Annotated in this window: 14 protein-coding genes; 7 read left to right on the top strand and 7 right to left on the bottom strand. The window is 58.6% G+C overall.

The window, feature by feature from the left end; all coding sequences use genetic code 11:
* Both ACEW8J_RS12725 and ACEW8J_RS12720 read left to right on the top strand, forming a co-directional pair.
* On the top strand, positions 1–289 hold a 289-nt coding region (locus tag ACEW8J_RS12725), incomplete at its 5' end, for a hypothetical protein (protein ID WP_373492017.1).
* A gap of 181 nt (positions 290–470) precedes the next feature.
* Positions 471–2,027 carry a hypothetical protein gene (locus tag ACEW8J_RS12720; RefSeq protein ID WP_373492016.1) on the top strand — a complete coding sequence of 519 codons (1,557 nt, stop codon included), beginning with the start codon at positions 471–473 and terminating at the stop codon, positions 2,025–2,027.
* On the opposite strand, the gene rimO is transcribed toward ACEW8J_RS12720, so the two are convergent.
* Positions 2,024–3,406: a 30S ribosomal protein S12 methylthiotransferase RimO gene (rimO, locus tag ACEW8J_RS12715; RefSeq protein WP_373492015.1), complete on the bottom strand. Its 1,383-nt coding sequence runs from the start codon at positions 3,404–3,406 to the stop codon at positions 2,024–2,026. The two genes, ACEW8J_RS12720 and rimO, sit on opposite strands and share 4 nt — an antisense overlap.
* Before the next feature lie 315 nt (positions 3,407–3,721).
* On the opposite strand from rimO, the gene ACEW8J_RS12710 reads away from it, so the two are divergent.
* The gene (locus ACEW8J_RS12710; protein WP_373492014.1) at positions 3,722–3,982 is read left to right on the top strand and encodes a hypothetical protein; all 261 of its coding nucleotides are present in this window, start codon (positions 3,722–3,724) and stop codon (positions 3,980–3,982) included.
* Between the two features lie 38 nt (positions 3,983–4,020).
* On the opposite strand, the gene ACEW8J_RS12705 is transcribed toward ACEW8J_RS12710, so the two are convergent.
* The 5 genes from ACEW8J_RS12705 to serS form a co-directional block, all read right to left on the bottom strand.
* The gene (locus tag ACEW8J_RS12705; RefSeq protein ID WP_373492013.1) at positions 4,021–4,737 is read right to left on the bottom strand and encodes an esterase/lipase family protein; all 717 of its coding nucleotides are present in this window, start codon (positions 4,735–4,737) and stop codon (positions 4,021–4,023) included.
* 76 nt (positions 4,738–4,813) lie between these two features.
* The gene (locus tag ACEW8J_RS12700) at positions 4,814–5,797 is read right to left on the bottom strand and encodes a TrkA family potassium uptake protein (protein ID WP_373492012.1); all 984 of its coding nucleotides are present in this window, start codon (positions 5,795–5,797) and stop codon (positions 4,814–4,816) included.
* A gap of 85 nt (positions 5,798–5,882) precedes the next feature.
* Positions 5,883–6,932: a peptidoglycan DD-metalloendopeptidase family protein gene (locus ACEW8J_RS12695; RefSeq protein WP_373492011.1), complete on the bottom strand. Its 1,050-nt coding sequence runs from the start codon at positions 6,930–6,932 to the stop codon at positions 5,883–5,885.
* A 114-nt stretch (positions 6,933–7,046) separates the two neighbouring features.
* Positions 7,047–7,811: a 5'/3'-nucleotidase SurE gene (surE, locus tag ACEW8J_RS12690; RefSeq protein WP_373492019.1), complete on the bottom strand. Its 765-nt coding sequence runs from the start codon at positions 7,809–7,811 to the stop codon at positions 7,047–7,049.
* Positions 7,811–9,091, bottom strand: a complete 1,281-nt coding sequence (serS, locus tag ACEW8J_RS12685; RefSeq protein ID WP_373492010.1) for a serine--tRNA ligase — start codon at positions 9,089–9,091, stop codon at positions 7,811–7,813. Before serS ends, surE begins: the two co-directional genes overlap by 1 nt.
* An 86-nt stretch (positions 9,092–9,177) precedes the next feature.
* Between serS and ACEW8J_RS12680 the strand changes: the two genes are divergently transcribed.
* From ACEW8J_RS12680 to ACEW8J_RS12665, 4 genes are all read left to right on the top strand, one after another.
* On the top strand, positions 9,178–9,969 hold the full coding sequence (locus ACEW8J_RS12680) for a hypothetical protein (RefSeq protein ID WP_373492009.1): 792 nt from the start codon (positions 9,178–9,180) through the stop codon (positions 9,967–9,969).
* A gap of 739 nt (positions 9,970–10,708) precedes the next feature.
* On the top strand, positions 10,709–11,176 hold the full coding sequence (gene dksA, locus ACEW8J_RS12675; RefSeq protein WP_373492008.1) for an RNA polymerase-binding protein DksA: 468 nt from the start codon (positions 10,709–10,711) through the stop codon (positions 11,174–11,176).
* A 187-nt stretch (positions 11,177–11,363) separates the two neighbouring features.
* Positions 11,364–11,774, top strand: coding sequence for a PilZ domain-containing protein (locus ACEW8J_RS12670; RefSeq protein ID WP_373492007.1), 411 nt, complete (start codon positions 11,364–11,366; stop codon positions 11,772–11,774).
* Between the two features lie 88 nt (positions 11,775–11,862).
* Positions 11,863–12,903: a CaiB/BaiF CoA transferase family protein gene (locus tag ACEW8J_RS12665; protein WP_373492006.1), complete on the top strand. Its 1,041-nt coding sequence runs from the start codon at positions 11,863–11,865 to the stop codon at positions 12,901–12,903.
* Here the strand turns inward: ACEW8J_RS12665 and ACEW8J_RS12660 are convergent.
* Positions 12,861–13,622: a LytR/AlgR family response regulator transcription factor gene (locus tag ACEW8J_RS12660; protein ID WP_373492005.1), complete on the bottom strand. Its 762-nt coding sequence runs from the start codon at positions 13,620–13,622 to the stop codon at positions 12,861–12,863. The two genes, ACEW8J_RS12665 and ACEW8J_RS12660, sit on opposite strands and share 43 nt — an antisense overlap.

Below are 13,622 nucleotides of genomic sequence, written 5' to 3'. Positions count from 1 at the left end.
GCTGGCCGCCGAGGCGGAGGCGCGGCCCGGGCCGCCCGTCGCAGCGGAAGCGGAGCTGGAATTTTACGCGGTGCAATGGCCCGACGCGGACCGGCCGCCCGAATATTACCGGATGACCCCGGAGGAAGCCGCCGACATGGAAGGCGACGTCCCCGGACTGACCGCCACGTCCACCGGCACCAGCGACGACGCGATGATCAACGCGCTGGTCACCCCGGCGGAACTGGCAGAGCTTGCGGCGGGTCAATTCGGCGCCCGCTGGGCGGAAAAGGCGAAAAAACTATGTTAGTGTAAAGATTGTCAAGAATGGCTGCGGACAATCACCAGTGACCACCCCCTCCGGAAGCAGGACACGGCACAGTCGCCCGACTCTATTGACCCTGTTTTGCGGCGTCGTCATAAGAACCGTCGCCATATTGAAACAAATGATCGGGATGAAAATGACGATGTCCACCACAAGCCGAATCCCCATGCGCCTGTTGCTCCCGATCCTGATGGCGCTGGCTCCCGCTTCCGCACAATCCGCCGCCCCAGACAGGAGCGATCTCACGGACCTGGCCGATCAGGAACTGTTGGGTCTCTTCAACAGGCAGATCGCCGGCGATGCCGAAAATCATTGCCAGATCTCGGCGCTGATCTCCGAAATGGTCCGACGCAACCTGAGCGGAGGAATTGATGGCTATCAGGCAGAATATGCGACGCGCTGCGCAATCGACCGCCAGGACTGGGCCGAAGCCTATCGGAATATGAAGCAATGGGAAAAGCTTGGCGGCGACAACGCGCCGACGATGGAATGGGGCTTCCGGCTGGCCTTTGTCGCGGCAGAATATGACGAGGCGCTTGATCGCCTCGAAATCCTCGCCAGACTGGATGATCCGTGGCAGCTGACGTCCCTGTCAGACGATATTCTGTTCGCGCTGGTCCAGAGGTTTAACAAGGATGATGATAACGACCGCTCAATGCGCCTGTATCGGACGCTGTATCGATCGCCTCATTTCGAACGGCTGTCCACCGACATACGTTCGATCAGCGCCTCCCGAATGCTCAAAATGCAGATCGAAACGGATGGCGCCGGTGCGCTTGGTGATGTCGGCGATATGCTGGGCCAGATCAGCTCCCCCTATAGCTATATCCCCCTGCTCGCGGACAGGCTGTACGAACCGATCTGGCCGCAGATTGAACAGCATGCCGGCCCGAACATGGCGAATATCCTGACTCGCAATCTGCAGGAAAGGAAGAGCGGATTTGAAGCAAAGCCGGACGACAAGGAGAAAAGGCAGCAATATGGCCATTCTCTTCTGTTTTCCGGACGTTTCGAAGATGTTGTCACGCTGGCCGCAGCGATTGACCATAGCGATGCAGGCAGCCAGAGCTGGAACGAAGATGATGGCTGGATGCTCAATCTGGAGGCCTATGCGCTGGATGCTCTGGGAGACACCGAGGCCGCCGACAGGATTTTCGACCAGTTCGGCAAAATTGATCATCGGCCGGGGGAAAACCCCTGGCTGGTCAATTTCGTCATCAATCGGGCGAGCCGGCTGGTCGCCCAGGGACGCTGGGGCGAAGGCCTGGCCGCATCACAGCTCGCTGCAGAGGTCTCGAAAGACTCGGGGTCGCCCTACGCCAATATGCTGGTGCGGAAAGCCAGGCTGTGCGCACTCCACGGTCTCGGTCGCAGCGAGGAAACCCAAGCCGTCATGTCCGATATCGTGGAAAATCAGGATGATGCGCTAGAGGTGGCGGCAAACGCCCTGTTGTGCGCCGGAGAACGCGAACAGGCAGCCCGGATGGTGATTAAGGGCCTGGAGGATGACAAGAAACAGGCCCAGTTTATCGAAGCCCTGCAAAAGCCGGCGTTCGAACTTTTCTATGCCGCATCAACCCTGCCGAACATCCACGAAGAGCTGGGCAATCATCCCGATGTGGCCAAGGTCTTTGACAGGCTGGCGCGGCCGGTACCCGATGATTTTATCCCGCTGGTTGGCGCCAGACGGAAAAGCTTGGCTGCAGAACGCGCCTCGAACTAGCCGGCCCCAACCCCGAACAGGTCATGCTCGTCGGCATCCTCGATCACCGCGTCGACAATATCGCCGACCGCCAGACCGGGCGAGACATTGCGCAGGAACACATTGCCGTCGATCTCCGGCGCATCGGCCTGCGACCGCGCCGTCGCACCCACATCGCCGTCCTCGTCGGGCTCGCCGATCTCGTCGATGATCACCGGCAGCGTGCGGCCGATCTTGGCCTGCAGCTTGGCGGCGCTGATCCGGGCGGTGACGTCCATGATCCGCTGGTAGCGCTCTTCCTTGACTTCCTCGGGCAGCGCGCCGTCGAGCAGATTGGCCGCCGCGCCTTCGACCGGTTCAAAGCGGAACGCGCCGACCCGGTCGAGCTGTGCTTCCTCGAGCCAGTCGAGCAGATATTGGAAATCCTCCTCGGTCTCGCCGGGAAAGCCGACGACAAAGGTCGAGCGGATGGTGAGATCGGGGCAGATATCGCGCCAGCTCTTGACCCGCTGCAGCACCTTGGCCTCGTTGGCCGGGCGCTTCATCCGCTTCAGCACATTGGGTGCGGCGTGCTGGAACGGGATGTCGAGATAGGGCGTGATCTTGCCCTCGGCCATCAGCGGGATGACCTTGTCGACATGCGGATAGGGATAGACATAATGCAGCCGGGTCCAGACATTCTCGCCAGCCGGGGTGCGCAGCTCACCGAGTGCGACGGCGAGATCGGTCATATGGGCGCGGACCTCGCGGCCCTGTCCGGTGGGACCGTTCCACACCCGCGGCTGATGCCGGATATCGACGCCATAAGCCGACGTGTCCTGGCTGATCACCAGCAGCTCTTTCGTGCCCGCCTCGACCAGCTTCTCCGCCTCGCGCAGGATCGCATCGGGGCGACGGCTGACCAGATCACCGCGCAGGCTGGGGATGATGCAGAAGGAACAGCGATGGTTGCAGCCTTCGGAAATCTTGAGATAGCTGTAATGGCGCGGCGTCAGCTTGAGCCCTGCTTCAGGCACCAGATCGACAAACGCCCCGCGCGCCGCCGGTGCCGCCGCGTGCACCGCGGTCACCACATCCTCGTACTGATGGGCGCCGGTCACCGCCAGCACATCGGGGAAGCGCTTCATGATCAGATCGGCTTCATTGCCCATGCAGCCAGTGACAATCACCCGGCCATTCTCGGCCATCGCCTCGCCGATCGCCTCGAGGCTCTCCTCCTTGGCGCTGTCGAGGAAACCGCAGGTGTTGACCAGCACGACATCGGCGCCGGCATAGTCCGGCGACAGGTCATAGCCGTCCGAGCGCAGCTGCGTCAGAATGCGCTCGCTGTCGACCAGTGCCTTGGGACAGCCGAGCGAGACCATGCCCACTTTGGGCGGAGAAGGAATTTGGGTAGCCATAAGGCGGGCGCTTTAGTCCTGTTTTGCGGAGGAGTCATCAAAAGATCGCCATCGGCAACGCCAACGTTCGCTTTGGTCCGCGAAGAGCGCAATGAATACAGGGGATTGACCGCTATCCAGCCCGATCGGCCGGGACAATAGGACGCCGGGGTTGCCAAAAAGCGGGAGGGAGTGGCAACACCCGGCTTGCTATTATAACGACCAACCCGGCGATCGGTTCCGGACGCCGACGGAAAAGATGCGATAATATTGAACATTATCCCCTGTCCGTGCGTTGGCCTTAGGTCGAACCCCGACAGCAGCTGGAGCAACTTTATGGAAATGATCGATATTCTGCGATGGACCGCCAGTATCAGCGGCATGATCGCCGCGACGATGGTCGCTCTCAACGCCGGGGCCAGGATCACCGGCTGGGGCTTTGTCCTGTTCAGCGGATCGTCGATCGTCTGGGTGGCCGCGTCCCTGCTCGATGGCAACAGCCCGCTGGCGGTCCAAAATGTCGTGCTGCTGGGAATCAACCTGCTCGGCATCTACCGCTATCTCTGGCGCAACCCGAAAGCGGAATCACCGGCGTGACGGTCGTGACGGCAGGCGCTCCCGCCTTCAGATCCGGATCAGCGACCGGCCAGCGTATCGGCAATGATCCGCCAGACCCTGGGGTTGAAGCCAAGACTCATATGGCCGCCATCGACGCGGATATTGCGGGCCTGGGGATTGTAGATATCCCTGGCGATTTCCGGGCCGACGATGCCGTCGCGGTTGGAATAGAGGACAGTCAGCGGCTGCACAAAGCCGATGCTGTTGCGCTCGTGGACGTCGCGCTCGAACTGGTCGAGCCGGAGATTGGCCGACCGGGCGTAGCGCTGGCCCGGGGTGGTATATTTGGGGCCGCCGATGATCGGGGTGCCCATGGTGATCACCTCGCGCACCAGATGCGGCGACAGGCGGGCGACTTCGCGCGCGATCGTGCCACCCAGCGACCAGCCGATCAGCGTGAACGGCTGCTCGCCATTGGCGGCAAATCGGTCTTCTGCAACCGCGGTGAAACGCTCGACATCGCGGTCCACGGAGCCCTTGTTGCGGCCCAGCGACCAGTCGGCAACATCATAGTTGATCCGCTTGAGAAAGGCTTGCAGCGGCCGCAGCGACAATTCGCTGCCGCCATAGCCGGGGATCAGATAGACCGGCCGCCCGTCACCGCGCGGCGCAGTCACCAGTCGCGGCCATTGCAGGCCAAAGCGCACCAGATCCAGCGGCAGCGACAATTCTCCCAGTTGCGCCAGCCTGTGCGGCGGGCGCAGCCCGGTCGGCATCTCCAGGGGTTCGGCCATCAGCAAGCTCCATTATTGAACCGCCAGAATAGCAGTTTATCTCGCAGGTGCAACATGAACCAAGGGACAGGCCGATTCAGGCGTTTTTCACCAGCCGTGATTCGATGCCATTGCCGGGAATGATCTCGACAATGATATCGCCTGCTTCCAACTCGTTTGCCTCTTCTTCCCAGAAGCCGAACACGGTGTCGCCGCGATATATCCTCACCCCCAGTCCCGAACCGACAACGTCGCTCATCGCCATGCCAACTTCGTCCTCGGTGACCGACCGCTGGACCAGTTTCACGCGGCCGGTGGCGGAAGCGAGATCGCTGAGATAGTCGGAAATCTTGGCACCTTCGCAGCTGCCCGCCAGCAACAGCCCGGCAAAGCTGACCGGATTGATGACGGTCGTTGCCCCGGCCTGCCGCGCCAGCATTTCGTTGTCTGCGGCCTTGATCGATACGCTGATCGGTAGATGATAGGCGAGATGCCGGGCGGTGAGCACGATCAATATGCTGGTGTCATCTCGCCCCGCCGAAACAATCAACGAGCGAGCGCGGGATATCTTCACGTTCATCAGTGCATTGTCACGCGTCGCATCGCCATTAACCACCGCGCAACCAAGCTTCTCCGCCAGCGCCAGGGCATCGTCAGACGAATCTATCACGACGATTTCCTCCGCATCGGTTCCGCGTGCCAGCAGTTCCTGTACCGCCTCGCTGCCGCTTGTACCAAAGCCGGCAATCACGATATGATCTCTCAAATTGCTTTGAATAAGTTTCATGCGCCACTTGTCCCAGGTTCGTTTGAAAACAAAATTATAGGCCGTGCCGATGAAGATTAGCACGACGAAGATGCGAATAGGAGTCACAACCAACGCGTCAAACATCCGCGCCCGCTCGGTGACCGGCGCGATATCGCCATAGCCGGTGGTGGTAATCGAGATCATCGTAAAATAGACGACATCCAGAAAGCTGATATGACCGTCATAGCTGTCCTGCAATCCGTCCCGGTCAAACCAATGCACGGCGATGGCCATGAAGATCAGTCCCAGAACAAAGGCCACGCGCCAAGCCATGTCCGCCCAAATTGGCAGGCTGGAACGTCTTCGGAGGGTAAAATAGTCCGAGACTTTGCTACGGTTGTTCTGAGCCACTATGGATTCACCCGCGCTTCGGCAAATGAATGATCGGATCCACCGGCTTGCGATCCTTGCGGATTTCGAAATGCAGCTGCGGCTCCTGGACATAACCACTTTCGCCCGCCAGGCCGATAACCTCGCCGGCTTTGACCTGCTGGCCACGCGTGACGTTGAGCTTGTCGGCATGGCCATAAGCGGTAACCCAGCCGGATCCGTGGCTGATCAGAATCAGCCCGCCGAAAACACCGATCTCGTCACCGCTATAGGCGATCACGCCGTCGGCCGCGGCACGGATCGGCGTTCCTCTGGGGACACCGATGTTGAGGCCGTCATTGACCTTACCGCCGCCCTTGCTGCCAAAACTGGAGAGCAGCGTGCCATTCACCGGCCACTGGAACCGGCCAGAAAAGCTGGCTGGTGTGACGATGGTCGTGTTGGGTGTAATCGCCTTGCGCCAATCGGACGGCTCTTTTGCAGCCGCACCATTGGCCAGCGCAGGCTGACTGCCGGTAACAATATCGTCAATATCGAGATCGAAGGCGGCAGCGCGCTGATCAATACTCAACCGCGCCGGATCGCTGGGCGTGTCGGCGGGGAGCAGCAGTTTCTGGCCCACACGCAAAATATAGGGCTCTTCGAGAGCATTGAGGGCCACCAGATCTCGCCATGGTGCACCATAGGCACGGGCGATCGCGATTCCGGTTTCGCCCGGACTGACAGCATGATAGCGCCCGCCAGTGATCTTGAGTCGCTGGCCGGGACGTATTACATAGGGCTCGACCAGGCCATTGGCTGAAGCGATAATCTGCGATCCCGCACCGGTCCTGTTGGCAATGCCGCGCAGCGTATCACCGGGCTGCACGATATAGGTCCCCGATTCCACGCGCTCGGCACGGGGTGTAACCGGACGCGATTGCCATGTTGAAGCAGGCGCCTGTTCGGGTACGGTGCCAAGGATTGCTGGATCGGTGAGCAATTGCGGCGGCGGTGGGGGCGGAACATAGTCTTCGCGACCCGGCGGGATACAGGCGGTCACAGCCATGAGCAAGATGAGGATCGCAATATGACGCATATATGACCCCATTAACCCATGTCTCCCCTTTCGGGAAAGCTATTAGCAGCAAATCCCGAGCTTGCCAGCCCAGCTCCCAAAAACATAGCAAATTCGCGGAGCCGCAACTCTCGATCAGGGATATAGGTTTTTCAAGCTGTCCATCGAACCATAATGGGTAAGGTCCAGATGGAGCGGTGTTATCGAGACAAAACCATCGGCGATCGCTTCCAGATCCGTACTATGCGCTGGGGTTTCCACCATCGGCCCGAGACCGAACCAGTGATATTCAAAACCGCGAGGATCGCGGTTGCTGACGATCTGCAAGCGGCCGTAATCGCGGATACCCTGCGACACGACCCGCACACCTTTGACATCGCTTGCGGGCACCGCCGGAAAATTGATATTTACCAGCGTCCGGTGATCCATGCGTTGATTGATCAGCGGCCGCAACACCCGCTCGCCCCAATGCACCGCAGCATCAAAAGGAACATTGGCACCGATATCCTCACGCGCATAGGCCTGGCTGAGCGCAATCGACGGGATCCCCGCCAAGGCACCTTCCATCGCCGCCGAAACGGTACCGGAATAAGTGACATCCTCGCCCAGATTGGCACCGCGATTGACGCCGGACAATATGAGGTCGGGCGGACCATCTTGCATGATCTTGGCCACCGCCATCATCACGCTATCGGTCGGTGTGCCGTCGACCGAATATTGCTGGTCCCCGCGCTTGCGGATCCGCAGTGGTCGCGTGAGGGTCAGCGAATGCCCAGCCCCCGAATTTTCGTCAGACGGCGCGACCAGCCAGATATCGTTGGAAAAATGCGATGCGATATCGAGCAGAATCTTCATGCCCGGCGCGTCAAACCCGTCATCATTCGTCAACAATATCCGCATCATTCCGGCTCCAGTTTGTCGATCCCGCCCATATAGGGCAATAAGGCTGGCGGAATGGTGACCGAGCCATCCGCTTGCTGGTAATTTTCGAGGATCGCCACCAAAGCGCGACCCACGGCAAGCCCGGAGCCGTTGAGCGTGTGGACGAATCTTGTGCCCTTTTCCTCGCCGTCGGGACGAAAACGACTGTTCATCCGGCGCGCTTGAAAGTCGCCGCAATTGGAAATGCTGGAAATTTCTCGATAGCTATTCTGGCCTGGCAACCAGACTTCCAGATCATAGGTCTTGCGAGCGGCTGCGCCCATGTCGCCAGCACAGAGCAGCATTTTCCGATAGGGCAATTCGAACGCCTGCAGGATTGACTCCGCGGCCTGGGTCATCCGCTCATGCTCATCGTCGCTATGATCGGGATGGGCAATTGTCACCAATTCTACCTTTTCGAACTGGTGTTGGCGGATCAGGCCTTTTGTGTCCTTGCCCGCCGAACCAGCCTCGCTGCGAAAGCAGGGGGTCAGGGCGGTAAGGCGGATGGGCAGCGATGCTTCCTCCAGGATCTGGCCCCTGACGCTGTTGGTCAGGCTCACTTCGGCGGTTGGTATCAACCAGCGACCGTCGGTTGTCTGGAACATGTCTTCTGCAAATTTCGGTAACTGACCAACGCCAAAAACAGCTTCATCGCGGACCAGCAACGGCGGCGCGCATTCCTGAAAGCCATTTTTGGTGGTTTGCTGGTCGAGCATATATTGTCCGATCGCTCGCTGCAGTCTTGCGATCCGTCCGCGGAGAAAAGCAAAGCGGGCACCGGACATTTCAGCGGCCGCTTCAAAGTCCAGTCCCAGCGCCGGGCCGATCTCGCTATGCTCTTTCGGATCAAAATCAAACTGGCGCGGTTCGCCCCAGCGCGCTTTCTCGACATTATCGTCTTCATTGTCTCCAGGAGGAACGGCCTCGTCCGGCAAATTCGGAAGCAAGGCCAGAATCGCCTGCATTCGGTCAGAAATTCCCCGCTCCCTTTCCTCTGTCTCCGGCATGCTGCGCTTTAGCTCGGCGACTTCTGCCATCAACGCCTGCGCAGCGGGCTCGTCGCCCTGGCCCTTGGCCTTGCCGATCGCCTTGGATGCCTCGTTGCGGCGCGCCTGCCCTTTCTGCAACTCGGTTTTGAGCGCGCGGCTTTGCTCGTCCAGCGCCAGCACATCCCGCGCGACAGATTCAACGCCGCGCCTCGCCAGCGCCGCATCAAAATCTTCGGGATTTTCACGAATATATTTTATATCATGCATGGCAATCGCCTATGCCGAGCGTCTGTTTCACTTGCAAGACTGCAAAGAAAAAAGCGGCCAAATTACTCCGGCCGCTTTTTCAGATCATGACATTACCGGCGTCTCAAGCGGCAATTGGCTTTTTCGCCTTGCGCCGCCGGGCAAACAAGGCCGCCGCTGCTGCTCCGAAAAGCAGTACCACCGGTGGTGCCGGAACCTCTGTGCCGCCGTTCGAACCGCCATTGCTGCCGCCTGAGGAAGAGCTGCTGCTCGAGGAACTGGAACTGGAAGAGCTGCTCGAGGAACTACTGGCGCCGAAGCTCGAGGAGCCGCCGGTGGCGCCCGAAGAGCTGGATGAACTGCTCGATGAGCTCGAGGAGGAAGAACTGCTGCCTCCGGTGGAGGTGCTGGTGGAGCCGCCACTAGTCGAAGTGGAGCTACCGCCGGTTGAGGTGGAACTACCACCGGTTGAGGTGGAACTACCGCCGGTTGAGGTTGAACTACCGCCGGTGGAACTGCCGCCGGTTGAGGTTGAGCTACCGCCGGTGGAACTGCCGCCGGTTGAAGTTGAGCTACCACCCGTTGAACTACCGCCGGTTGAAGTTGAGCTACCACCGGTGGAACTACCACCGGTTGAACTGCCGCCGGTGGAACTGCCGCCGGTTGAGGTTGAGCTACCACCGGTTGAGCTACCACCGGTGGAACTGCCGCCGGAAGAGGTGCTTGTTGATCCACCAGTACTAGTCGAGGAAATCACGACACTGCCGCCGCCGGAGCCGCCGCCACCGAAGAAGCCACCGAAGAAGCCACCGCCGCCGCCGCCATATCCACCGCTACCACCGATCACAACCGGCACTGAACCGCCGCCGCCATCCATAGGCGGTGCGGGTGGAATATAAGGAGGCAAGGGAACCGGAATGGGTTGCGGTGCAGGGGTCTGGGCAATGGTGACGACAGTGGGCTGGCAGGCTGTGACCGTTTTGGTGACCGTGCGCCGTGTGCGCTTAATCTTGCGCGCCGGCTCACCTGATCTGACCACCCGGGCCCGGACAGGCTGCTTTTTCGACATTTTTTTGACATATGGGGCAGTCGGCGCCTCCGAAACATGCACCGCGCCGCCACCAATCAAAGCGCCGCCGCAAGTGCAGGCGCATAATTTCGCCAAAGCCATCCGTACCGACATAATTTCATCTCTCTTCCGCTGTAGACGCGATCGGTAAGCCAACCTTTCCATGCTGACTGTAGCTTTCGCCGTCCTGACATGCATCAGAAAGACAGAATAAAGGGTAAATCTCAATTACATTAACCCTGTTTGCCGCTACGAAACGGAAAAATATGTTAACAGTATGTATCCAGCCACGGTTAATGTCCCGAAATGGAACCGTTTGGCATGGATTCCTTTCCCAATCGCGAAAAATGCAGGCTTTTTGACAGCGATTGATGTCACCAGGGTTCATGCGGTTGCGAACCGAAACGCCTTTCACCAATCGTCTGATTTTTCGCCAAAATATTCCATTTTCTGGATAATTGGAGAAACAGCGATTTTGCGCCTTGTTTCCCCCAAGTCCGCTCTATATAGGCCCGCCGTGTATATGGTCCAGTCCTCCGGATTCGGGTAGGGCAAGATGTTTGGAGAGTATGTTGGCATCCTCGGTAAAAAAAGCATCCACAGAAAATGGCGCTAATGGCGCAGATTCGATCCTCCCTGACGGCTATGAACCGACCGACGAAGAAGAGTTCATGAACGGGCGGCAGCTCGCATTTTTCAAGCAGGCGTTGAAAAAATGGAAGCAGGAAATCATCGACGAATCCAGGGAAACCCTGGCGCATTTGCAGGATGGCCCAATCCAGGAAGCCGATCTCAATGACCGTGCATCGAGCGAAACCGACTGGGGTCTGGAGTTGCGGACCCGTGACCGTCAACGCAAGCTGACATCGAAAATCGATTCGGCTCTGCGACGGATCGAAGACGGCGAATATGGCTATTGTCAGGTTACCGGTGAACCGATTTCGCTGGACCGTCTGAAAGCCAGACCGATTGCGACGATGACCGTCGAGGCGCAGGAAGCGCATGAGAGGAACGAGAAAATCTCGCGCGATCAGTGATATAGGTTCCTGTCGCCGCAATAAAATTCATGAACTTCAGTGCCGTGGGCGAGACAACAAGGACGCACTGAGACATATCAATATTTTTGCGAGGAAAAAGCGCAGATATTAACCAAATTTGCACCTATTTTGCTTTATGTTTTGCTTTCCGGCACATGCCTTTACATTTATCGACTACGGGATGCACATGAAAGAAACATTTGACGATAGTCTGAAAATGAACAGTCAGGCCCTCGGCCATCCGAAACGGGAGCTCGATCGAGACAGCCTGTTCCTGAAAGCTGAATCATGCTTTGTGAATGACGAAAATTTCGGCGAGGTGCGGATCCGCAATCTGTCAGCGGGTGGCCTCATGGCCGAAGCGCCGGTGCCCACCAAACGGGGAGACAAGGTACAATTGGAGCTCCGGAATATTGGTCGCATCACCGGCCATGTCGCCTGGGTCGCACAGGGTCGATTTGGCGTCGCCTTCGATCATCCGATTGATCCGAAACTGGCGAGAAAGCCCGTTGGACAAAATAAAACGGAATTGCCACGTTATCTGCGTCAACAGTCCAAAAAGTCCGTGCCGTTGCGGCACGGCCAGCGTCCTCGCTAGATTGCCAGTCAACCCGCAACAATAAGCTTGATTAGAATAACTTCCCTGCATAGGACACTTTAATCAGTCGATTAAACGGGAGCAGGACGTGGCGGGACCATTAGCCGGAATTAATATCATCGAGTTTGCCGGGATCGGTCCCGGGCCCTTTTGCGGCATGATGCTCGCCGATCAGGGAGCCACGGTGACCGTTCTCCATCGACCAGGCAGCGCCCCAGACCCCCGACTCGCTCTTTCCCGCTCCCGCAAATTGGTGGCGCTTGACTTGAAGTCGGAGGAAGGGATTGAAACCGCCCGCAACCTCGTCAAAAATGCTGATGGATTGATTGAAGGATTCCGCCCCGGCGTCATGGAGCGCCTTGGACTGGGACCGGAGGTGTTGCTCGCGGACAATCCACGGCTGGTCTACGGCCGGATGACAGGCTGGGGCCAATCTGGACCGCTCGCCGCGGCCGCGGGGCATGATATAAACTATATTTCTATCTCCGGCGCCTTGCATGCCTTCGGTCGTGCTGGCGAGAAACCGACTCCGCCGATCAATATGGTCGGTGACTTTGGCGGCGGCGGCATGATGTTGGCCTTTGGCATGGTTTCCGCTCTGCTTCACGCCAAGACCGGCGGCACGGGCCAGGTGGTCGACTGTGCGATGACCGATGGTTCAGCCACATTGATGGCCATGATTTTTGACTTTCACAATATCGGTCAATGGCGGGATGAACGAGGGGTCAATTTGCTCGATACCGGCGCACATTTCTATGACAGCTATGAAACGGCCGATGGCAAATATATCTCGATTGGATCAATCGAGCCACAATTTTACGCAGAACTTCGACAGGTAGCGGGTCTGACGGAAGCTAAGGATTTCGATGCCCAAATGGATCCTAGGCAATGGCCCGCATTGAAGGAAAAACTGGCCGCTCTGTTCAAAACCAAGACCCGCTCGCAATGGTGTGATCTGATGGAGGGCACAGACATTTGTTTTGCGCCGGTCCTGTCCCTGACCGAAGCCAAGGAGCATCCCCATAATGTTGCGCGGCAAACCTTTGTCGATGTCGATGGTATGCAGCAGCCAGCGCCGGTACCGCGTTATTCGGTCACGGTCTCTGATCCGCCCAAGCGTCCGGTCTGAGCAAAGGCGGTGATCCGGTCTGCATAGCGCGGTCCGACCGGAAGCCGGCCGCCATCCTGCAGGATTATATAATGCTTGCGCCCTTTGCGGCGAACCTCCGCGATCCGATCCCGGCGCACGATGGCCGATCGATGAACGCGAACAAACAGGCTCGTCGGTAGCTGGCTCTCCAGCGAGCGCATGGATTGGTGCACCAGATAACTGCGGCCGGGTAGATAGAGCCGCATATAATCGCGCTCTGCTTCCACTCGCTCGATATCCGAAACAATCAACTGCAATGACCCCGTCCCGTCCTGCACCCAAAGTCGTTGCGCGATATCAGACTCCTGACCGACGACATCGTGTTCGCGATTGGCTATGGCGCGCTTGACGGCCTCGCGGAGCAACGACTCCTTGACTGGCTTCAAGAGATAGTCGGTCGCTTCCAGTCGAAACGCCTGCACCGCATAATTGCTATGCGCTGTCGTAAAAATAATCTCCGGCATCCGCGTCAGACCTTGGCAAAGTTCCGCCACCTTAAGTCCTGACAAGTCGGGCATATCGACGTCGAGCAGCAGAATATCGGGTTGACGCTGCTTGATTTTCTCCATCGCTTGACGACCGCCACTGGCCAAAGCCATGTCTCCGAATAGTCCGGACCTTTCACACAGCGCTTTGAGGCGGGAGCGAGCGAGCGGTTCATCATCGACAATCAGGACCGATGGTGACCGTTGGGTCAT

It is taken from the genome of Parasphingorhabdus sp. (assembly GCF_041748495.1).
Classification (GTDB): Bacteria; Pseudomonadota; Alphaproteobacteria; order Sphingomonadales; family Sphingomonadaceae; genus Parasphingorhabdus.
Note: the sequence above shows the minus strand (reverse complement) of the source record. Positions and strands in the feature narration are given on the sequence as shown.